Origin of the sequence: Winslowiella arboricola (genome assembly GCF_025527015.1) — a bacterium.
Taxonomy (GTDB): domain Bacteria; phylum Pseudomonadota; class Gammaproteobacteria; order Enterobacterales; family Enterobacteriaceae; genus Erwinia; species Erwinia arboricola.
Genome location: NZ_JAODIM010000042.1, coordinates 165,740 through 186,281, shown reverse-complemented (window position 1 = coordinate 186,281; position 20,542 = coordinate 165,740). Strand labels below are relative to the sequence as shown.

Genomic DNA, 20,542 nt, shown 5'->3' with positions numbered 1-20,542 from the left:
AATATCATTTAAATGATACCACCCTACACTCCAATAGAAAGCAATTATTGCGTTTAATAAATACCGTTGCTCCTCCCAGGAATAAATTTATAGCGTTCTAAAATATGTTAGCAATGATTTAACATCATATTTATCAATAATAGCTTCATCTAGTTTTTGATAGGGGGATTGAATAAACAAAGAGAGCTCTTTTTTCAACGATGAATGATCTATTTCAAAATCAATAACAAAAATATTACTTTTCCTGTAGAAGTCGTAATTTTTGACACTATGGTTATCTGTTATGAGTTTTTTATTAAAAAAAATAGACTCCAGCGCGCGTAATGTTAATCCAAGCTGTCCTTCCTGATTTATTTCAACAATTATATTGATTTGACTTAACTCTTTGATGTAATCCTGATAAGTCACAGGACTTGAGATAAAAGACACACCTAAGAAATCTTCAGTATCAGCAACTGTATTATCAACAACTTTGAAGTCAGCCTTAACATCGGCCTCATCAAGTATTAAAGCCAACTCTTTTAACTTCTGAGCTCTACCTTTATTAGTACCAACAAAAAACGCCTTTAAAACCTGTTGCTCTTCGCCATTAAATTTTCTTGCGGCTATAAAGCTGGAGTATATTTGTGGATGATAATTCAAATTATATTTATTTGCATCTGCCTCATCGAATGTAGCGATCTTAAATCCTGCAAATTTCATTAATTTTATTCTAAACCAAAAGTCAATTTTTTTTAGTTTATTTTTTGGTTGTGGGTTCCATTGCCAAAAAAATAGCTCATTTACAGTGGAGTATTTTTTATAGACCGGAGCAAGATCATATAGATCCTCAATACCCACAACCAGCAGTTCGTCATAACTGCTATTGTTTTTCTTCAACCAGCGAATTATTATTGAGTATATGATAGAAATATAAGCAAACAATCGCCTTTGAAAAATCGCCTGATATAAATTAGTTAGCCAACCAGTACTGGTTTTATCCTTATATCTGTCAGGAGCTGACACAACATCAGTCGTTTCATTTCTTAAACCGTCAAAAATAATCTCAGCAAGAACGTTTCTGTCATTAAAAACAAGTGTTCTCGGTTTTTTTTTCATAAGTTATATCAGATCTCAGCGATTTTTTAGAACGTGATAGTTATACGATATTCATGTCTATCAGTTATTGAATGATTGATTCAATTTAAGGAAACATATTTAGTAATAAATTCTTCTACATTTTTCTCAAAAGAGTTATTTTCGTTCTGTATGGATTCGCGGTATTCATGAAAATGCAACCATTCATTAGCAAAGTCATCAAATATACTTCTGCATAGAACTTCAAAGTGAGCAATAAAATCCGGGTCACTTTCTTCAATTTTGAATTTATCAGGAAGCGGGAGGTCGATATTATTCTGAGCACTGCCTCGCCTGCCAGTAATAACGCAGCAATTTGCTAATGCAGCTTCTCGCGGAAAACGATCTTTGCCCGGATGATTGCCAAAATCTATATAAATCATAGCACTAGCCAGAGTTTTATTTACTTCCGATGGTGACATATTAATTAATGGTACGTAATCAAATTCAGGTAATTTATCAATTAACTTCCTGGTTATTTCAAAACCTTTTTTGGGATTATAGGTTATAAGTTTTTTCTTTTCATTGATATTTAGTTCATTTTTGGATGCAAAGTGAGCACCGCTGATATAATCAGTTAACTGCAATGAACTAATGTTATTTTCTGCCAGCAAAATTTTCGCATATTCACTTTGATGAAGATGGATGAAATTTCTCATTTTTCTGAAGGACAGCTTCTTATGACAAATCAAGCTTGCTACATGCTTTATTTTGGCAATCCCAAAACTTTTAGGTGAACATCCAAAATAATTATCTACAGACAACCACCATATCGCAACATTATCGCTGGGAAACATTTCGGCTAATTTAGTGGCTGTTTCCGGCAGAATCACCAGCGAAGTACTCTTAACCTTATCTAAGGTAGCAACTTTTGCATGATAATGTTTATATTGATTGGGCGTATCAGCGTTTAAATCAAATGGATAATACAAAATATAAGCATCTACACCTTTACCCTGTAATTTATTCACAAACTGATGTAATAGTTCCGGCCCCCCGGTTGTGGTATTCGCGGGACAACAAACAAACACATTGGAGAAAGACATTTCAACACCATTAACTGAGAGATTTAACTCATTTGAGTAGATAGATGATTTTTAATAGCATCAAATATCCGACTACATTTCACAAAATTCATTATTATTACTTACTGGAATAATTTTTATGGTGGTAATTATTATTAATCTAAAGATATAGATGTGACAGTATGTCAATTAATGAAGTATTTTTCTATTATTAATAAAGCTAATCATTAAAATTGTTACTAATGCTTCAGAAAGGACGACTGTAATTGCAGCACCAGTTTCAAGATAAAATTTGGAGAGGGGGTAAAGAGTAACTATGCAAATAGAACTTGCCATTAATAATATATTGAAAAATTGTTTTTTAAATCCTAAGGCTGACATAGTATGGATGCCTAAAATATTGCTTATGCCTACTAAAAAGGGACATAATGACAATATTTGCAACGTAGAAATCGATGGGATGTAATTACTACCATACAGAAAGTTAATGATATATGGGGAAGAGAAAAATATACATATGCTAATTAATACGCCCAGACCTCCCTGAAATACTAATAGTTTACGAATGAAAGCAATACCTTCTTTCTTATTTTTTGATAATAATGATACCACTCTGGGGTAACAAGCCTGCGATACAGGGATGATTAGCCCCTGGGCTGCTAACCTTAGTTTGTCTGCTGCAACAAAATATCCTACAACTACCGGGCCGCATATAATCCCCAGCAACACTGTTATGCTGGATGTATATATATTAATTGCGGCAGTGGAAAGAAATAGATACCAGCCATCATTGAACTCTTTTATTGCCACAGATAAGTTCACTTTCTTCCAAACTATCCATTTCTCTTTAATAAGAATTATTATAGAAAAAATTCCACCAAGAATACTTGCAGCAGACATTATTAATGCAGCGATCCATGCATCACCGGGTTCATCAACAAAGATAAAGACTAATGGGATTGTTAGCAATCTGGAAATAATATTTACAAGAGAAGATAAGGTCATACGTTCTTTCCCCTGAAACAACCAGACAGGAAAAAGGACGTTACCTAATAATAATCCCATACAGGCGAATAATATACTCCACTGTTCCTGTAGAAAAGAGCTAAATTCAATCGATATTATAATAATTAAAAAGCTAACGATGACTAATATCACCTGGCAGGCTATCACATTCCAGAATATCTTACTAACCTCATTTTTGTCATGAGAAACTAATGCTATTTTTTGCGTTGCTGAAAGGTTGAACCCGTAATTGATTAAAACATTAAAATACTGTATAAGAGCTAGTGAAAACCCTAATAACCCATATGAATATGGCCCTAATGTTTTAACTAAATACGGAAGGGTAATAAGGGGGATTATATAATTCCCGCCCTGCACCGCCGCCAGAGACATTATATTTTTTAGTAAATTTTTTTCCACTGTTGATTCCGCACTATTCAGGTAATTCAGCATGTAAAAAAGCAGGGCTGATTTTATCTTTTTCGGACAAAACTATGCCACCGTTTTCTGGCACTGGCCAATTAATAGCGAAATCTTTATCATTCCATATGATGCTTCTCTCATGCGCAGGGTTGTAATAATCAGTGGTTTTATATAAAAACTCAGCACTCTCACTCAACGTCAAAAATCCGTGAGCAAACCCTTCTGGAATCCAAAGCTGTCTGTGATTATCGGCAGAAAGATTGATACCAACCCAATGACCAAAAGTTGCAGATTCTTTACGAATATCAACGGCAACGTCAAATACCTCACCAGCGATGCACCGGACAAGTTTACCTTGAGCATATGGCGTCAATTGGTAATGTAATCCGCGAAGGACCCCTTTTGCTGACTTCGAATGGTTATCCTGTACAAATTTTATTTCAGAACCTACAGCTGCTTCAAATACCTGCTGATTAAAGCTCTCAAAAAAGAACCCGCGGTCATCACCAAACACCTTAGGTTCAAAAATCAGTACATCAGGAATTTCCGTTTTAATCACATTCATCGCAATCAGAGGCCTTTGATCATTTTGAGCAAATATTTGCCATAATTATTTTTTGCCAGTGGTTCTGCCAGCTTGCGCACCTGTGCAGCATCGATAAACCCTTTACGGTAGGCAATCTCTTCCGGACAGGAAACTTTGAGGCCCTGGCGCTCTTCAATAGTCTGAATAAAGTTGCTGGCCTCGATCAAACTATGGTGAGTTCCGGTGTCTAACCAGGCGTAACCACGTCCCATCGTCTCTACCGATAAACGCCCCTGTTGCAGGTAGAGGTTATTGATATCCGTGATTTCCAGTTCGCCGCGCGCGGAAGGCTTAAGATTCTTCGCCATTTCCACCACGCTGTTATCATAGAAATAGAGTCCGGTAACGGCATAATTACTCTTCGGCTCCAGCGGCTTCTCTTCCATCGAGATAGCTTTACCCTGCATATCAAACTCTACTACGCCATAGCGCTCTGGATCGTTAACATGGTAAGCGAAAACCGTTGCTCCGGACGTCTGGTTTACCGCTGATTCCAGCTGTTTTGGCAAATCGTGACCGTAGAAGATATTATCGCCCAGCACTAACGCACAGCTATCCTCACCGATAAATTGCTCACCAATGATAAACGCCTGTGCTAAGCCATCCGGGCTTTCCTGTACTTTATATTGCAGGTTTAGTCCCCACTGATGACCATCGCCCAGTAATTGTTCAAATCGCGGTGTGTCCTGCGGGGTGCTGATTATCAGGATATCGCGGATACCAGCCAGCATTAGTGTACTGATCGGGTAGTAGATCATCGGCTTATCATAGATAGGCAGCAACTGCTTGCTGACAGCGATTGTCACCGGATACAAGCGGGTGCCGGAGCCGCCGGCCAGGATAATTCCTTTACGCATCATTGTTTTCTCTAATCGTTTTTTTCTGCGTCAGCGCCAGAGATGGCTGGCTGTGCAATTAAATAGCCCGTAATGCGATTAACTCATCGAGCATCCGTTGTACCCCACTCTGCCATTCAGGTAATGTCAGATCAAAAGTGTTGCGAAACTTTTGCGTATCCAGCCGTGAATTCAGAGGGCGGCGTGCGGGGGTTGGATAATAACTGGTCGCTATTGGGTGAACGGTGGTTAGCGTCAATTCCACACCGGCTTTTTTGGCCTCTGCAAAGACCAGGCTGGCATAGTCAAACCAGCTTGTGCTGCCGCCAGCCGCCAGATGATAAATTCCAGCAACCTCAGGTCGCTGCAGTGCTGATTTAATCGCATGTGCAGTACAGTCAGCCAGTAGTTCTGCACTGGTAGGCGCACCATGCTGATCATCTATTACCGATAGCTCTGGTCGTTCTTTTGCCAGACGCAGCATGGTTTTTGCGAAGTTATTACCTTTAGTGGCATAAACCCAGCTGGTACGGAAGATAAGGTACTTGTCGCAACACTGTTGAATCGCCTGTTCGCCAGCAAGTTTGGTCGCGCCATAGCGATTCAGGGGTGCGGTCGCATCACTTTCACGCCATGCGCGGCTTCCGTCCCCCGGAAATACATAATCGGTGGAATAATGAACCAGCCAGGCGCCCACTTCCTGCGCCGCTTTAGCAATCGCCTCGACTGCAGTGGCATTTATAATTTCCGCCAGCTCACTTTCGCCCTCGGCTTTATCAACAGCAGTGTAAGCCGCAGCATTGACGACAACGTCTGGTTTGATATGGCGCACGGTCCGGGCAACATCTTCAGGACGAGTGAAATCTGCGCAATAGTCTGTTGAGCGGCTATCCAGCGCGATTACATTACCTAATGGCGCCAGCGCACGCTGTAGCTCCCAGCCCACCTGGCCACTCTTACCAAACAGTAAGATATTCATTAACTACGTTTCCCGTAATTCTGGTCTATCCAGGATTGATAAGCTCCGGATTTAACATTACCGACCCAGGTACTATTGTCCAGATACCAGTTAACCGTTTTACGGATACCACTCTCGAAGCTTTCTTGTGGTTTCCAGTTCAGTTCTTTACCGATTTTACTGGCATCAATCGCATAGCGCCGGTCATGGCCTGGGCGGTCTGTGACATAGGTGATTTGCTGGCGATAACTGCCACTCTTTGGTCGCACTTCATCGAGAATGGCGCAAATGGTGTCAACGACTTCGATATTTTTCTTCTCGTTATGGCCGCCGATATTATAGGTTTCACCACTTTTACCCTGCGTCACTACCACATATAAAGCGCGTGCATGATCTTCGACATAGAGCCAGTCACGAATCTGGTCCCCCTTACCGTAAACAGGTAATGGCTTACCATCCAGAGCATTCAGGATAACCAGCGGTATCAGCTTCTCAGGAAAATGATAAGGCCCATAATTGTTTGAGCAATTAGTGATGATCGCGGGCAGACCATAAGTACGTTGCCATGCTCTGACAAGATGGTCGCTGGATGCTTTGGATGCAGAGTAAGGGCTGCTGGGTGCATACGGAGTCACTTCAGTAAATAAGGGTAGTGCTTCATCAGCAGCCTGTTCGTCCGGATGCGGCAGATCGCCATACACTTCATCAGTAGAAATATGGTGGAAGCGGAAAGCGGCCTTTTTAGCATCATCAAGCTTTGACCACCACTCGCGGGTCGCTTCTAACAAAACATAGGTGCCAACGATATTTGTTTCGATAAAGTCTGCCGGGCTGCTAATTGAGCGGTCAACATGGCTTTCTGCCGCCAGATGCATCACAGCATCAGGTTGATACTGTTCAAAAATCTGGCCTAACGCTTGCTTATCACAAATATCAGTTTTAACAAAATTGTAGCGCTCGCTATCTGCCACTTCAGCTAAAGACTCAAGGTTTCCGGCATAAGTCAACTTATCAACATTAATTACTGAGTCTTGTGTGTTTTTGATAATGTGTCGAACTACCGCTGAACCGATAAATCCAGCACCGCCAGTAACAAGAATCTTCACTTTATTTATCTCTCATCTGAATATGAAAATACCCAACTCTTTAGTACCGGGTATAATCCGCTGCAAATATCTGGCCTACAGACCAGATAATAATGATACCTGTATCTTCCTTTTTAACGAGTTAAGCTCTGAAGGAGTCAGTAAACACAAACAGAATGTTGATTACAGGGTTCATCGCAACTCAAAAAAATAGCAGGAGAAAATCGCTAAAAACGTCTGATTAACGGCGGTACAGAGAAGCAGTGCGAGATCTTACACTATAACCACGCTACCGCCCCTGGCTCTCAGCAACCAGTTGCTGAAAAGACTTCAGCGATGTAAATCAGGCAGCAAAGCACGCGAGATATCAGGGCATTCAGTTAAAATTCACCCTGAAACGTTCAGCGCCATGTCGCATTTGACAGCCATCCTGGTGCTGCGCTGATCCATAATTCTCGTACTAACCTGCGTTACAGACAAGCTTAGATTAGGCAAGTTTTGAGGCAACCCCAAGAAGAATCTCTGATTCGGTGGCCAACTGGCTATTTCACGCACGATCCAGAGGTTTTCGCCGTGGGCCGGCAGGGCTGAATTCGCGGAATTTCGCGGCTAAAAAAGCAAAAAAAAAGCCCCCCTTTTACGCTGCAAAGGAGAGCTTTATTGGAAAAATTATTTATAGCCTTGCGGATTCTTCGACTGCCAGTTCCAGGTATCACGCATCATCGCATCAATACCGCGGGTGACACGCCAGTCCAGCTCTTTATCAGCCAGCGTGGCGTCTGCCCAGAATGCGGCCAGATCACCATCACGACGAGGGGAAATCTGATAAGGCACGGCGCGGCCTGATGCTTTCTCAAAGGCTTTAACCATCTCCAGCACCGAGAAACCGGTACCAGCACCGAGGTTATAAGCTTTGTAGCCTTCGATGGCTGCCAGATGATCCAGCGCTTTCAGATGCCCTTCCGCCAGGTCAACCACATGGATGTAGTCACGCACGCCGGTGCCATCTTTGGTGTCATAATCATCACCAAAGATGCCCAGTTTTTCCAGACGACCAATCGCGACTTGCGCAATATAAGGCAGCAGGTTGTTGGGAATACCGTTCGGGTCTTCACCAATCTCACCAGACTCATGCGCCCCTACCGGATTAAAGTAGCGCAGCGCGATAGTCTTAAAATTGCTGTCAGCTTTAGCATAGTCCTGCAGAATCTGCTCGACCATCAGCTTGGAGGTGCCATAGGGACTGGTGGTACCACCAATCGGCGTCGTCTCTACATAAGGAACCGGTGAGTTGGCGCCATACACGGTTGCACTGGAGCTAAAGATAAACTGGAAAATGCCGGCATTACGCATCTCTTCCAGCAACACTACGGTGCCGGAAACATTGTTCTCGTAGTACTCAAGTGGCTTACGCGTTGACTCGCCTACCGCCTTCAGGCCAGCAAAGTGAATCACTGCGCTGATGCTGTGACTGGCAAAAATATCGCGCAAACAGGCGCGATCAAGAATATCGCCTTCGCAAAAAACGGCTTTTTTACCCGCCAGTTTTTCCACCCGATTCAGCGACTCACTCGACGCATTGCTCAGATTATCCAGCACCACAACATCGTCACCGCGCTGTAACAGCGCCAGTACGGTATGGGAACCGATATAACCCGCTCCCCCCGTTACCAAAATAGCCATCTGAACTCCTTTAAGCCGCAGCTTAGATACGGCGTTTAGATTGAATTATTTTGCCAGTAGCTTCTGAATCTGTTCGCGGAATTCACGCCCCTGGGCATTATTGCGCAGGCCGTAAGAGACAAATGCCTGCATATAACCCAGTTTACGTCCACAGTCGAAGCTGTGCCCCGTCAGCAGGCAAGCATCAACCGGCTTTTTCTTGCTGAGATTGGCAATCGCATCCGTCAGCTGGAAACGTCCCCATGCACCGGGTTCTAAAGTCTCCAGCTCTTGCCAGATATCAGCTGAGAGGACATAACGGCCGACCGCGGCAAGATCCGAGTCCAGCGTCTGCGGGTTTTCTGGCTTCTCAACATATTCAGTGATGGTGGCAGTATGGCCTTCGTTGTCGAGGCTTTCTTCGGTAACAATCACTGAGTACTCAGAAAGATCAGAATCAGGCATATGTTTGGCTAATACCTGGCTGTGACCTGTCTCTTCAAAACGTGCCACCATCGCGGCGAGATTATAACGCAGCTGGTCAGCGGTGGAATCATCTAACAACACATCCGGCAGGACCACCACAAAAGGATTGTCGCCGATCATTGGACGCGCACAGAGCACCGAGTGACCAAGACCCAGCGGCTGCGCCTGACGTACGTTCATAATAGTCACGCCCGGCGGGCAGATTGACTGCACTTCGCTCAGCAATGAACGCTTAACACGCGCTTCAAGCAAGGCTTCAAGCTCGTATGAGGTATCAAAATGGTTTTCAACCGCGTTCTTGGACGCGTGGGTGACCAGCACAATTTCCTTAATACCTGCCGCAACACACTCATCAATGATGTACTGAATCATTGGCTTATCAACGACAGGCAACATCTCTTTAGGAATGGCTTTTGTAGCAGGGAGCATATGCATACCGAGACCCGCAACGGGGATAACTGCTTTAAGCTTGGTCATATTTTTTCCATATTATGTTGTTTAAACATTTTGAAACTATGCAACAAAATTATTTAAAAGAGTATAATCTTCATCTGAAAAATTGAAAGCGGGTTATCTTTAGCACAACCACTGTGTAGTGCTGAATAGTGCCGAAGTAGAGATAACCACTCTTATTTTTAAAAAATTTTGCTCACAGCTGCATTTCCTGAGCCAAAATTATTAATACTGACTTAATACCTGCCAAATTATTATTATATTCACCACTTTTAATCGTGGTGCGTAGGGCAAAGGGCAATAGCAATTAACTGGCTACCTGTTTAATTTTTCTTAAACCAAAGCGAATCACACGGTATAAGAAGAAATTCACACCGGCAACCTTACTCATAAAGTTTGCATGCTTATCACAAATCGCATTGTAGCGTCTGCGAGTCTCGGCACTGAGTTGTAAATCAGATGATTTTTTCATCAGCGTAATATTAATGATATTTAAAATAATCCGCTGTTTAAGATTGCTACGCGTTGTCTCATTTTTCGCTGACATTGCCAGTGACTCAAGCGTATCAATACTGCAAAGATAACCTGTAATATTCTTTTCCGAATGCGCAGTATTCATAATCGAACCAGGACGCACACGACGCTTAAAATAGATGCGATCGGTGACGACCGTTTTACCGGCAACCAGGAACATACGCGGGGTAAATTCCTCATCCTCATGAATGATAGGCTGGAAAAATAGCTGATTCTCTACCTGCACGCGTCGCGCATAGACATAAAGCCATGCATTGGGATAAAACACCTGACGCAGCGAGAGATCATTAAACGCCTCTTCACCGGTACTGAATACTGATTCCGCCGCACGCCGGTAAACCGGCAGGCGTGCTTTATCGGGAACTTCAACCGTTTCAGCCAGCGGATCAAAAAACGACTCTGCGGAGAAAGCAAAGACATCCACATCAGGCTCTGTTTGCAGAACCTGGAAGAAATCTTCCACCAGGCCAGGAAACAGCAAATCATCTGAATCAAAATAGTAAATATAGTCACCAGTAGCAGCACGGGTGCCGACATTACGGGCTTCTCCAAGCCCCTGGTTTTGCGTGTGAATAATCTTCACATGACTTAAATGACCATAATGTTTTTCAGCTAATTCGCCAGAGTCATCGGTAGAGCCATCATTGACGATGATAATTTCATCAGCCTGAACAGTTTGCTCCAGAACGGAATCCACTGCCAGGATGAGATATTTACTCACGTTATAGACAGGGATGACTATTGATAAAGTTGCTGTTTTATCTATTTCATTCATAAAGTTATCAACTCGCACTCGGGAACATCCTTGGTCCATGCTTGATAATAGCCTGAATTTTTACCATAGGAATTGTCTAATAACTTCGTTTTAACGCCGAGCAGGCAGCAAAGAATATGGCCATGCATACGTGAAGTCACTACGGTGTCATAAGACATAAAGTAGTTGTTTACGCGCGAGACTAACTTGTCGGTATAGTTTTCCCAGATAGAGGATGTACCAATCAGGCCGCTGCTAAAGGTTTTATTAATGCGTTCAGTTCTTTCAAGAATCTTCAGCATTTTACGGTCTTTATCGTTGCAAATATCTTCCCAGTCTTCGTACTCACTGGCGGAAGGTAAATCAATCTCGCCAGAAACCTTACCACCTTCGATATCTTTCCTGATCATCCATAAGGTTTCATTTGGTACTGATGCGCGTTCCTGATTAGGGAAAACACCCCACAGGGCATGAGCCATATCCGGGCACATCACTACGTTATCGCAGAAGTGCTCTTTAAAGATTTTAAAGCTGCGCTCATCGCGACAGAAAATGGTTAAATCTTTATGACTGCGGATGATATTGCCGGATTTGATCAGTTCAGCATGATCTTCAAAATGCAGCGTCTGTGGCAGGAACACCACTTTGTTATTGGGGAACTTTTTCACCACCGCTTCACGCAGGCGCTGATGGTGCACATACAGATCGCCGAAGTTACCGCCACCATGTAACAGAATAATGGTATCCGCTGGCAGAGAACGAGTCTCTTCAACGTATTTCAGGCTGCTTTTGTCCGTGCGGCGCGCCAGCACCTTGTAGTTCTGCTCTTTGAAAAACTGCTCTGTACCCTTATAAATCAGCAGATCGCCGACATTAAGATGAAGAGGAATATCGAGATAAACCACCTTGCTGCCACGTGGTACAACACTATCAATCACAGACAGCTTTTGTTTAAGAAGACTCATAGGATGCATATAATGTCACGCTCTTAATAGTTTACGGAGTTTAGGGTTTTTAAACAGTTGCTGCTTAATTTCAATAATTAATGGCGCTTTGCTTACCATCATAGTGATGGCAAATACAATCACACCCGCTGAAACTTGCAGCATTAACATTGCGGCTACGGGCAAATGTAAGCCTGGAATAAATGCTATGCCATACGCCACGGCAATGGTCGGTAACGACAGTAACAGTGGCAGCCATATGCTGTTGATATATTGTCTGTAACTACTCCCTAACACTGGTTTAATCAAAATAAAGTAACTCAGGTAAGTATTAAGTACCTGGACGGCCAGGAAGCCAAGAGCAGCACCAATGCCTCCGGCAAGGTGGGCGCCAAGCCAGATGCTTGGAATGAAAAGCACCAGTTTGAACACATTGAATTTAAAACTGATATCAACGCGTGCTTTGGCCATCAGCAGCGAACCAATCGGATTACCAATCGAACGTAACAAGCCCACTACACATAAAATTTGCAGAATTGGCGTAATAAAGCGCCATTTTTCACCAAATAACACCAGAACAAAATTGTCCGCTACGACCATCAATCCCAGCAGAGCCGGGAAGTTGATTAAGCCAACCAGCGACAGCAACTTATAAAAGTTTTCACTGAGTTTTTTCTGGTCGTCCTGAATCTTGGCAAATGCCGGGAATAACACGCGGGTAATAATCGGATTTAAACGCGTTGGCGGTAATACGGCGACGTTAAACGCCAGATTATAACCACCGGCGACAATCGCACCGAGTGAACGGGACAGCACCGCGGTGGCAATATTGGAGTTCAGCTGATTAATCAGCGCATCCGCCGTCAGATAGAGGCCAAAACGCAGATTGGATTTCACCGTTTTCAGTTTGAAAATAAAACGCGGTGAATACTGTTTTCTGCCGACCCAAGACAGCAAGATGGTTCTGACCGTCGACATCACCAGATAGCCCCACATGGCGCTGATCGCTAATGGCTTGAACCACGCACTGATCATGGTAACGCAGAAACCCGCAACAATCGCCAGCGTCTCAATCGCGCCAATCTTGGAGAATTCCAGCTCTTTTTGCAGTAACGCTCTGAACTGCTGACCATGCGGAATAATCAGGAAAGCAAAAGCCATGGTGGCGATCAGCGATTCCAGATCCGGTTGCTTCAGCAGCAGCGCAATGGTGTGACTGAAGAAGAAGGTGCCACAAAAAACCACGAAACCAATGGCGATATTGATCCAGTAAAGTGTCGATAACTCGACTTCAGTGATGTCCTTGCGCTGGATAATCGAGTTGGATATGCCGAAATCACTGAGTGTGTCCGCAATAATGATCACCACCATCGCAATGGTCAGTAACCCAAATTGATGCGGCTCAAGCAGCCGCGCCAGTAAAGTAATCTGTAAAAAGTTAATCCCGATGCTGGCGGCAGTTGATATTGCCGACCATTTGGCACCCTTTACCGTTTTCTCTCTTAAGCTCATAGATATCTTCTTTTTTATTCGATATGGAGGCCTGAATGTTCTCCCCTTAAACATTCAGGCCTCATACTTAACACATCCCTGATCGGCGCGTTTTATCTTCACGCTGCCAGCCTCAGGTACGGGACTCAGAGACCACGATAAAACTTCAGTGCAGCCCTGCAGACAAAGCCTGGATGCTGCACCTCTCCCCTCTTGTACTTAAATCAGCTCAATACAATGTAAAACACGCTGCGTTCGCAGCTCTGACAACCTTTGTCCAGTAAATCGCCGGCAACATTAATCGTACTCACGCCATTGGCGGTTTTTACCGGCACTTTCTGTTTAGAACCATCAGCAAAATACAACGTCGCTTCAGGATTCTGTTTCAGGCTCTTCAGCTGGTACTGATAGCTCTGCTGTTTATTCGCCGGCTTGTAAGTCGAAGTGATTACCTGACGCTGCTCACCGACATTAATGGCAAAATACTTCGTCCATGAATCATTATTGGTGGCTGGCTGCTTGATCAAACTCTCTCTTACCAGCGGCCCGCCGCTAAAGAATGAGTTCAGCAACAGCAGCTGTTTACCATTATCGGTATAAGCAACACTGCGATCAGAAGCGGTCACGGTCATTGAGCGCAACGGCTTTTTATTCCCCTGCCACGCCGGGAACCAGAATGCCTTGTACTTCATCGGGTCATCCCACTTATGCGTGGTAGCAAAGTCGAGGATGTAAGAGTAAACCAGCGCGACAGACTCCGGCTTGGCGGTGTAACCCAGCTCGGTTTGCCAGATCCCCTCAACCTTGCCGGTGGCGACATAACGATCATACAGCCACTGATAAGGACGCAGATTGCCGTAGTGGAAATCGATCACATCGGTATATTTAATCGCATCGTGATACTCAATGGTATCAGCAAATTCCTTAAGTCCATTTGAAGCAGGCCAGCCACCAAAAACCACTTTACCGTGATGATTTTTGATAATTTTTGCCGCTGGCAGATAGATTTTATCGATAAAGTCCTGATTGGAACCTAACCAGTAACTGGCTTTGCGCGTCGGTTCGTTCCAGATCTGGAAGTATTTCAGGTTAAAAGGCGCTTTGCTGTAGCGGTCAACCGCAGCCTGCACAAAGCTAACCCATGCCTGATAATCTTTCGGCTCTGAGCCAGTGGTCTTCGGGGTGACACGGTTCCATGCCGGGGTGTAAGCCAGCAGCGGCAACACTTCAACCCCCTGGGCATGCGCGCTTTTCACTTTTTTGTCCAGCTGCGCCCAGTTATAAGTGCCTTTAATTTTTTCTACCTGCGCCCAGCTAAAATCTTCACGCACCCAACCGATGCCTAAATCTTTCGCTGTCTCCTTACCAGGAGGAAGGTAGTTAGTTCCAAACAGGTCGCGGAAGTAAACATCCTTTGCGACGGCCTGGAATGAACCAAGCAGTAGCAGTGCAAGGGTAATACTTTTTCTGAAAGGCATATGCAGCATTGCCAGCTCCTTAAAGAGGATCAGAGAGAAAACAGAGAGTGCTCTCTGTTTAAGAGTAAGTTCCCGGAAGAGGTAAGATGTTTAATCTCGGTGGTGACAGGTATTAACCCTTATGCGCCACAACGCATAAAAACGGTCAATGACCTGAAAGTCATTGACCGTTGAACGTCAATACGCCGTTTTACTGACAAACCCTTTAAACAGGGTAAAGAAGACAATGCGTAAGTCGAGCCAGATGCTCCAGCAACGAATATATTCCAGATCATATTCGACGCGTTTTTCCATCTTATCTAAGGTATCTGTTTCGCCACGCCAGCCATTAACCTGCGCCCAGCCGGTAATGCCTGGTTTCACTTTATGGCGCAACATATAGCCTCTGATTAGATTGCGATACTGTTCATTATGCGCAACAGCATGCGGACGAGGGCCGACAATCGACATATCACCAATTAACACATTGAAGAACTGTGGCAACTCATCCAGCGAGGTACGGCGCAAAAAGCCACCAATAGGCGTCAGACGCGCATCACCTTTGGTTGCCTGCACCACTTTATCGCCGTTTTCCATCACGTTCATCGAGCGGAATTTCCACACCTTGATCGGTTTACCGTCCATGCCGTAACGGACCTGACGGAAAATAACCGCGCCAGGTGAGGTGAGTTTTACCGCGGCGGCGATGGTAATCAGCACCGGTGCAATAAACAGCAGAATCATCGAAGATAAAATAATATCTTCGAGGCGCTTCAGCACCATATTCATCCCGTCCATCGGGGTGTCAATCAGCGAAACCATTGGCACACCATTCACTTCTTCACTGCGCGACTGCAATACGTTGAAGGTGAAAATATCCGGGATCAACATCACCGTACAAGTGGTGTCGGTCAGCAGATCGACCAGGTCGCGGATTTTCTGCTCTTCGCTCATCGGCATCGCAACATACACTTTGTCGATACGTCCTTCGCGGGCATCTTCCAGCATGCTGGTAAAATCACCACCAAAAGGAATATCTTCATCATCGTAGTCACGGCTTTCACCGTAGATACCGGCGACTTTAAAGCCTAACCACGGCTGATCGATAAATGAACGCGCCAGCGCCAGTCCCTGTGGCATATTGCCCGCAATCGCCACATAACGCAGGTTATAGCCGCGCTTACGGAAGATTGCGGTGATTGAACGAATGGTGCAACGCGCAATCACCAGCCCGACCGCCACCAGTAAATACCAGGAGAGGTAAAAGCTGAAAGGTAAATCTACTGCACGAAACAGTGAGACAAACCCTACAGTTAGCAACAGACTTAGCGTCCAGTTTTGCAGAATCAGAAACAGCTCACTGGAGAGCTTAATTCCGCGCCATGAACGATAAAAATCGGTTATACCGCCAAGCATCTGGAATACAACCAACGCACCCAGAATTAACAGCGCGTGAATGTAGTTAAACTTTTCATTATGGATAAGGCATATCAGGTAAATCCCGACGATCATAATTAAAATATCGGAAAACCTTTGGGTAATCGATATTAATGATGCGTTAGTCGGCGATCTGCCCCGGCTCAGCACTGACATAAAATCACCTGTATTCGGTAGTTAAGCTTGAGAAAACTGCATTGCCGTGTTGGCGGCAATAGAAAGTCACGATCTCAATAACTCCAGGATCTCATCAGTTTTTTCCTTAACTGTTTGCGTGCATTGTTTTGCTTCAACATTAAGGCGTACAACCGGCTCAGTATTTGAACTGCGCAGGTTAAAACGCCAGTTCTCAAATTCAAGACTGATACCATCAGTATGATCAATCAAAACTGCCTGCGAACTGTACTTTTGCAACACACGGTCGATCGCCGCTTTTGGATCCTGAATCACGCTGTTAATTTCACCTGAAGCAGGGAAAGCAGCGACACGGTCAGCCACTAATTCACCCAGCGTCTGACCTTTAATTGACACCAGTTCAGCGACCAGTAACCAGGGGATCATTCCGCTATCACAATAGGCAAAGTCGCGGAAGTAGTGATGAGCACTCATCTCACCACCGTAAATAGCATCTTCGTTGCGCATTCTTTCTTTGATAAACGCATGGCCGGTTTTCGACATCACTGGCACGCCACCGGCGCGCTCTACCACATCGATAGTGTTCCAGCTAAGACGCGGGTCATGGATAATTTTGCTACCGGCATTCTTCTGCAAAAACGCCTCGGCCAGCAGGCCGACAATATAGTAGCCTTCGATAAAGTTGCCTTTCTCATCGAAGAAGAAGCAGCGGTCAAAATCGCCATCAAAAGCGATACCCATATCCGCATTGTGCTGGCGCACGGCGTTTTCGGTATCGGCGCGGCATTCCGGTAACAGTGGATTAGGAATACCGTTCGGGAAGTTGCCATCTGGCTGATGATGTACTTTAATTAATTCTACCGGTACGTTTAGCTGCGCAAAACGCTGCTCCAGCTCATCGATAACATGACCTGCGGCGCCGTTACCGGAGTTAACTACCAGTTTCAGTGGTTTAATATTTGCGGGAGTAATATAGCCAAGCAGATGATCGACATAATCTTTGATTACTGACAACTGACGATAGCTGCCGCGTTTGGCCGCATCGACTGGCGGGAAGTTATTCTCTTCCGCACGCTGCTGAATCTCTTTTAAACCGGTGTCGCCACTGATCGGGCGTGAACCTTCGCGCACCAGTTTCATGCCGTTATAATCCATCGGATTATGGCTGGCGGTGACTTCAATGCCACCATCGGTTTCGAGGAAAAAAGTGGCAAAATAGACTTCTTCGGTGCCGCTCATACCAATATCGATAACGTCAGTGCCGGCATCCTGCAAACCCTGCGCTAAAGCAAGTTTCAGTTCTTCACTGCTCAGACGAATATCACCGCCAATCACCATCGTCTTCGACTTCAGATATTCACCGCAGGCGCGTCCGATACGGTAAGCAATATCAGCATTGAGTTCTTCGCCCAGGCGGCCACGAATATCATAAGCCTTAAAACACGATAATTTGTTGCTCATAGTCTGAAATGTCCTTAATGTTAATTTTATATTATTAACAAACTATTTTCTGTTAAATTCTGCCATAACGGTCTTCAAAACGAACAATGTCATCTTCTTCAAGGTAAGCGCCGGAACGAACCTCAATTAAATGCAATGGTATTTTCCCTGGGTTTTCCAGTGAGTGTTTTGACCCCAGTGGAATATAAGTTGACTGATTTTCAGTCAATAAGAATTGTTCTTCACCACGTGTGACTTTCGCGGTGCCGGCAACCACAATCCAGTGTTCCGCGCGATGATTGTGCATCTGTAACGATAACTTCTCACCCGGCTTCACCGTAATGCGTTTTACCTGATAACGATGCCCGGAATCGATTGAGTCATATTTACCCCACGGACGATACACTTCGCGGTGCACATAGTGCTCTTTGCGACCAGAGGTTTTAATCTGCTCAACAATTTTCTTAATGTCCTGCACCTTGTCCTTGCGGGCAACCAGCGTCGCATCTTTGGTCTGCACCACGACCAGGTCATCAACCCCGACCAGCGAAACCAGTGATGACTCAGCGTAAACATAGCTGCCGGTGGAGTCGTGACTTATCACATCGCCCTGCAACACGTTACCCTGCTCACTCTTCTCACTGATATCCCACAGTGAAGACCAGGAACCAACGTCATTCCATTTCGCATCCAGCGGCACGACCACTGCGCTGTTGGTTTTTTCCATCACCGCATAGTCGATTGACTCATCCGGGCAGCGGGAGAACACCTCTTCATTGACGCGAATAAAATCCAGGTCCGGGTCAACTTTCGCTACCGCATCACAACATGCTGAATAAATATCCGGGCGATACGTTTTTAATTCTTCCAGATAGCGGCTGGCTTTAAACAGGAACATGCCGCTATTCCAGTAATACTCACCACTACTGACATATTTTTCCGCTGTTGCGCCATCTGGTTTCTCGACGAAACTGTCAACCTTAAAACTATTTCCGGCATAAACTGAATCGGCGTCTGCAGCGCCATCTTCATCAATCGCTTCACTGCGCTTAATATAGCCGTAACCTGTTTCCGGATACGAGGGAACAATTCCGAAAGTGACCAGATGCCCTTTTTCCGCCAGCGGAGTGGCTTTTTTCACGGCGGCCTGGAAAGCGGCGATATCTTTAATCACATGATCCGCGGCCAGCACCAGCAATAAAGGTTCCTGATCATCACTTTCAGCCTGTTGCTTCTGCAGCGCAACAAAAGCCGCCAGCGCGATGGCCGGTGCAGTATTGCGGCCAACAGGCTCAAGGATAATATTGTTGCTCAGGCTGTTCATCTGATTCAGCTGCTCAGCCACGATAAAGCGATGCGCTTCGTTAGAGATCACCACCGGGGCGCCACAACCCAGACCATCCAGACGCTGAATGGTCTCCTGCAACATCGTCTGTTCGCCATTCAGCGCGAGGAATTGCTTCGGATAGAGCACGCGAGATAAAGGCCATAAGCGACTACCGTTACCGCCCGCCATAATAACCGGATGTAACTTAGACATTTTCTGCACCCTCTTTAATAGTGACGATGCCGCGCTCGGCCTGAAACTGATCCCAGCGAGTCATGACATATTCGTGTAATTCATGATGGAAACGTACGGTAGAGAATTTTTCCGCATTGTCGCGACAGGCGGCTGGCGTGATTTCATCGGCCAGCGTTTCAAAATGGTTTACCGCAGCGCAAATGGATTCCACTGTCTGCTCAGTAAAGAATACACCGGTTGGATTTTCTTTACCCAGTGGACGCACGGTCTCCAGCGAACCGCCTTTACCAAAGGCAATCACCGGTGTGCCACAAGCCTGAGCCTCAACCGGCACAATGCCGAAATCCTCTTCTGCCGCAAAAACAAAGGCGCGGGCACGCGACATATGATCTTTCAGCACGTCAAATTTCTGATAACCAAGTAAGGTAATATTGTCTTTCGCCGCGGCTTTCACTTTATCAAACTGCGGTCCCTCACCAATCACTACCAGTTTCTTATCTGGCATTTTGCTGAAGGCTTCAACAATCAGATCAATCTTTTTGTACGGCACCATACGTGAAGCAGTGAAGTAGAAATCTTCTTTCGCTTCCTGTACCGCAAAATCTTCGACGGCAACATTCGGATAAATTACGTCCGCTTTACGTCCGTAAACTTTTTTGATGCGGCGCGCAATATAACCGGAGTTAGCGACAAAATAGTCTACGCCATTGGCGGTGCGGTAATCCCACAAACGGATCCGGTGCAACATCCAGCGCGCCAGCATCCCTTTCAGACCTTTATCAAGATTGGCCTCTTTCAGGTATTGATGCTGCATATCCCAGGCATAACGAATCGGTGAGTGGCAATAACAGATATGCAGCTGATCCGGGCCAGTGATAATCCCTTTTGCCACCGCATGGCTGCTGCTGATCACAATGTCATACGCGGAAACATCAAGCTGCTCAATGGCGTAAGTCATTAATGACAGATAATTACGGTATTTGGTTTTCGCTTTTGGTAAACGCTGAACAAAAGTGGTGGTCACTTTCTTGTTGTGAATAATTTTACGCTGTTCTTCTGGCAGAAAATCCACGACGCTAAACAGATCTGCATCAGGGAAAACATTGATAATCTCTGAAAGAACTTTCTCTCCCCCACCAGAAACGACTAACCAGTCATGAATAATAGCAACTCTCGGTAAGCCCATGCTAAAT

At 44.9% G+C, this 20,542-nt stretch carries 17 protein-coding genes; all 17 read right to left on the bottom strand.

Features of this window, described 5'->3' with window-relative positions; all coding sequences use genetic code 11:
• Nucleotides 1-87: 87 nt before the first annotated feature.
• Entirely contained in the window at nucleotides 88-1,098 is a 1,011-nt protein-coding gene (locus N5923_RS15190; RefSeq protein ID WP_267143581.1) for a hypothetical protein, read from the bottom strand.
• Between the two features lie 80 nt (nucleotides 1,099-1,178).
• Nucleotides 1,179-2,162: a hypothetical protein gene (locus tag N5923_RS15185; protein WP_267143580.1), complete on the bottom strand. Its 984-nt coding sequence runs from the start codon at nucleotides 2,160-2,162 to the stop codon at nucleotides 1,179-1,181.
• Between the two features lie 168 nt (nucleotides 2,163-2,330).
• A complete protein-coding gene (locus N5923_RS15180; RefSeq protein ID WP_267143579.1) occupies nucleotides 2,331-3,566 on the bottom strand; it encodes a flippase in 1,236 nt (411 codons plus the stop codon).
• Nucleotides 3,567-3,579: 13 nt separating this feature from the next.
• Nucleotides 3,580-4,134, bottom strand: coding sequence for a dTDP-4-dehydrorhamnose 3,5-epimerase (rfbC, locus tag N5923_RS15175; protein WP_267143578.1), 555 nt, complete (start codon nucleotides 4,132-4,134; stop codon nucleotides 3,580-3,582).
• A 5-nt stretch (nucleotides 4,135-4,139) separates the two neighbouring features.
• Nucleotides 4,140-5,015, bottom strand: a complete 876-nt coding sequence (gene rfbA / locus N5923_RS15170; protein WP_267143577.1) for a glucose-1-phosphate thymidylyltransferase RfbA — start codon at nucleotides 5,013-5,015, stop codon at nucleotides 4,140-4,142.
• A 55-nt stretch (nucleotides 5,016-5,070) separates the two neighbouring features.
• Nucleotides 5,071-5,970, bottom strand: a complete 900-nt coding sequence (gene rfbD, locus N5923_RS15165) for a dTDP-4-dehydrorhamnose reductase (protein WP_267143576.1) — start codon at nucleotides 5,968-5,970, stop codon at nucleotides 5,071-5,073.
• Nucleotides 5,970-7,055 carry a dTDP-glucose 4,6-dehydratase gene (rfbB, locus tag N5923_RS15160; RefSeq protein WP_267143575.1) on the bottom strand — a complete coding sequence of 362 codons (1,086 nt, stop codon included), beginning with the start codon at nucleotides 7,053-7,055 and terminating at the stop codon, nucleotides 5,970-5,972. Before rfbB ends, rfbD begins: the two co-directional genes overlap by 1 nt.
• A 648-nt stretch (nucleotides 7,056-7,703) precedes the next feature.
• Entirely contained in the window at nucleotides 7,704-8,717 is a 1,014-nt protein-coding gene (gene galE, locus N5923_RS15155; protein WP_267143574.1) for a UDP-glucose 4-epimerase GalE, read from the bottom strand.
• Nucleotides 8,718-8,762: 45 nt separating this feature from the next.
• Nucleotides 8,763-9,659, bottom strand: coding sequence for a UTP--glucose-1-phosphate uridylyltransferase GalF (gene galF, locus N5923_RS15150; RefSeq protein WP_267143573.1), 897 nt, complete (start codon nucleotides 9,657-9,659; stop codon nucleotides 8,763-8,765).
• A 283-nt stretch (nucleotides 9,660-9,942) separates the two neighbouring features.
• The gene (locus N5923_RS15145; protein WP_267143572.1) at nucleotides 9,943-10,944 is read right to left on the bottom strand and encodes a glycosyltransferase; all 1,002 of its coding nucleotides are present in this window, start codon (nucleotides 10,942-10,944) and stop codon (nucleotides 9,943-9,945) included.
• A complete protein-coding gene (locus N5923_RS15140; protein WP_267143571.1) occupies nucleotides 10,941-11,888 on the bottom strand; it encodes a polysaccharide pyruvyl transferase family protein in 948 nt (315 codons plus the stop codon). The genes N5923_RS15145 and N5923_RS15140 overlap by 4 nt, the downstream gene beginning before the upstream one ends.
• 15 nt (nucleotides 11,889-11,903) lie before the next feature.
• Nucleotides 11,904-13,379, bottom strand: a complete 1,476-nt coding sequence (locus tag N5923_RS15135; RefSeq protein WP_267143570.1) for an MOP flippase family protein — start codon at nucleotides 13,377-13,379, stop codon at nucleotides 11,904-11,906.
• Nucleotides 13,380-13,582: 203 nt separating this feature from the next.
• Nucleotides 13,583-14,845 (bottom strand): hypothetical protein, encoded by a 1,263-nt coding sequence (locus tag N5923_RS15130; RefSeq protein ID WP_267143569.1) that lies wholly within the window; start codon nucleotides 14,843-14,845, stop codon nucleotides 13,583-13,585.
• 168 nt (nucleotides 14,846-15,013) lie between these two features.
• Nucleotides 15,014-16,408 (bottom strand): undecaprenyl-phosphate glucose phosphotransferase, encoded by a 1,395-nt coding sequence (wcaJ, locus tag N5923_RS15125; protein WP_267143568.1) that lies wholly within the window; start codon nucleotides 16,406-16,408, stop codon nucleotides 15,014-15,016.
• Nucleotides 16,409-16,474: 66 nt separating this feature from the next.
• A complete protein-coding gene (gene cpsG / locus N5923_RS15120) occupies nucleotides 16,475-17,848 on the bottom strand; it encodes a phosphomannomutase CpsG (protein WP_267143567.1) in 1,374 nt (457 codons plus the stop codon).
• 52 nt (nucleotides 17,849-17,900) lie between these two features.
• Nucleotides 17,901-19,367 carry a mannose-1-phosphate guanylyltransferase/mannose-6-phosphate isomerase gene (locus N5923_RS15115; RefSeq protein ID WP_267143566.1) on the bottom strand — a complete coding sequence of 489 codons (1,467 nt, stop codon included), beginning with the start codon at nucleotides 19,365-19,367 and terminating at the stop codon, nucleotides 17,901-17,903.
• A complete protein-coding gene (locus tag N5923_RS15110; RefSeq protein WP_267143565.1) occupies nucleotides 19,360-20,535 on the bottom strand; it encodes a glycosyltransferase family 4 protein in 1,176 nt (391 codons plus the stop codon). Before N5923_RS15110 ends, N5923_RS15115 begins: the two co-directional genes overlap by 8 nt.
• Between the last annotated feature and the right edge of the window lie 7 nt (nucleotides 20,536-20,542).

What these genes read in the sequence shown, in the direction of transcription:
- N5923_RS15190 (WP_267143581.1), bottom strand. Translation starts at nt 1,098, where the DNA reads ATGAAAAAAAAACCGAGAACACTTGTTTTTAATGACAGAAACGTTCTT.
- N5923_RS15185 (WP_267143580.1), bottom strand. Translation starts at nt 2,162, where the DNA reads ATGTCTTTCTCCAATGTGTTTGTTTGTTGTCCCGCGAATACCACAACC.
- rfbC (WP_267143578.1), bottom strand. Translation starts at nt 4,134, where the DNA reads ATGAATGTGATTAAAACGGAAATTCCTGATGTACTGATTTTTGAACCT.
- rfbA (WP_267143577.1), bottom strand. Translation starts at nt 5,015, where the DNA reads ATGATGCGTAAAGGAATTATCCTGGCCGGCGGCTCCGGCACCCGCTTG.
- rfbD (WP_267143576.1), bottom strand. Translation starts at nt 5,970, where the DNA reads ATGAATATCTTACTGTTTGGTAAGAGTGGCCAGGTGGGCTGGGAGCTA.
- galE (WP_267143574.1), bottom strand. Translation starts at nt 8,717, where the DNA reads ATGGCTATTTTGGTAACGGGGGGAGCGGGTTATATCGGTTCCCATACC.
- galF (WP_267143573.1), bottom strand. Translation starts at nt 9,659, where the DNA reads ATGACCAAGCTTAAAGCAGTTATCCCCGTTGCGGGTCTCGGTATGCAT.
- N5923_RS15145 (WP_267143572.1), bottom strand. Translation starts at nt 10,944, where the DNA reads ATGAATGAAATAGATAAAACAGCAACTTTATCAATAGTCATCCCTGTC.
- N5923_RS15140 (WP_267143571.1), bottom strand. Translation starts at nt 11,888, where the DNA reads ATGAGTCTTCTTAAACAAAAGCTGTCTGTGATTGATAGTGTTGTACCA.
- N5923_RS15135 (WP_267143570.1), bottom strand. Translation starts at nt 13,379, where the DNA reads ATGAGCTTAAGAGAGAAAACGGTAAAGGGTGCCAAATGGTCGGCAATA.
- N5923_RS15130 (WP_267143569.1), bottom strand. Translation starts at nt 14,845, where the DNA reads ATGCTGCATATGCCTTTCAGAAAAAGTATTACCCTTGCACTGCTACTG.
- wcaJ (WP_267143568.1), bottom strand. Translation starts at nt 16,408, where the DNA reads ATGTCAGTGCTGAGCCGGGGCAGATCGCCGACTAACGCATCATTAATA.
- cpsG (WP_267143567.1), bottom strand. Translation starts at nt 17,848, where the DNA reads ATGAGCAACAAATTATCGTGTTTTAAGGCTTATGATATTCGTGGCCGC.
- N5923_RS15115 (WP_267143566.1), bottom strand. Translation starts at nt 19,367, where the DNA reads ATGTCTAAGTTACATCCGGTTATTATGGCGGGCGGTAACGGTAGTCGC.
- N5923_RS15110 (WP_267143565.1), bottom strand. Translation starts at nt 20,535, where the DNA reads ATGGGCTTACCGAGAGTTGCTATTATTCATGACTGGTTAGTCGTTTCT.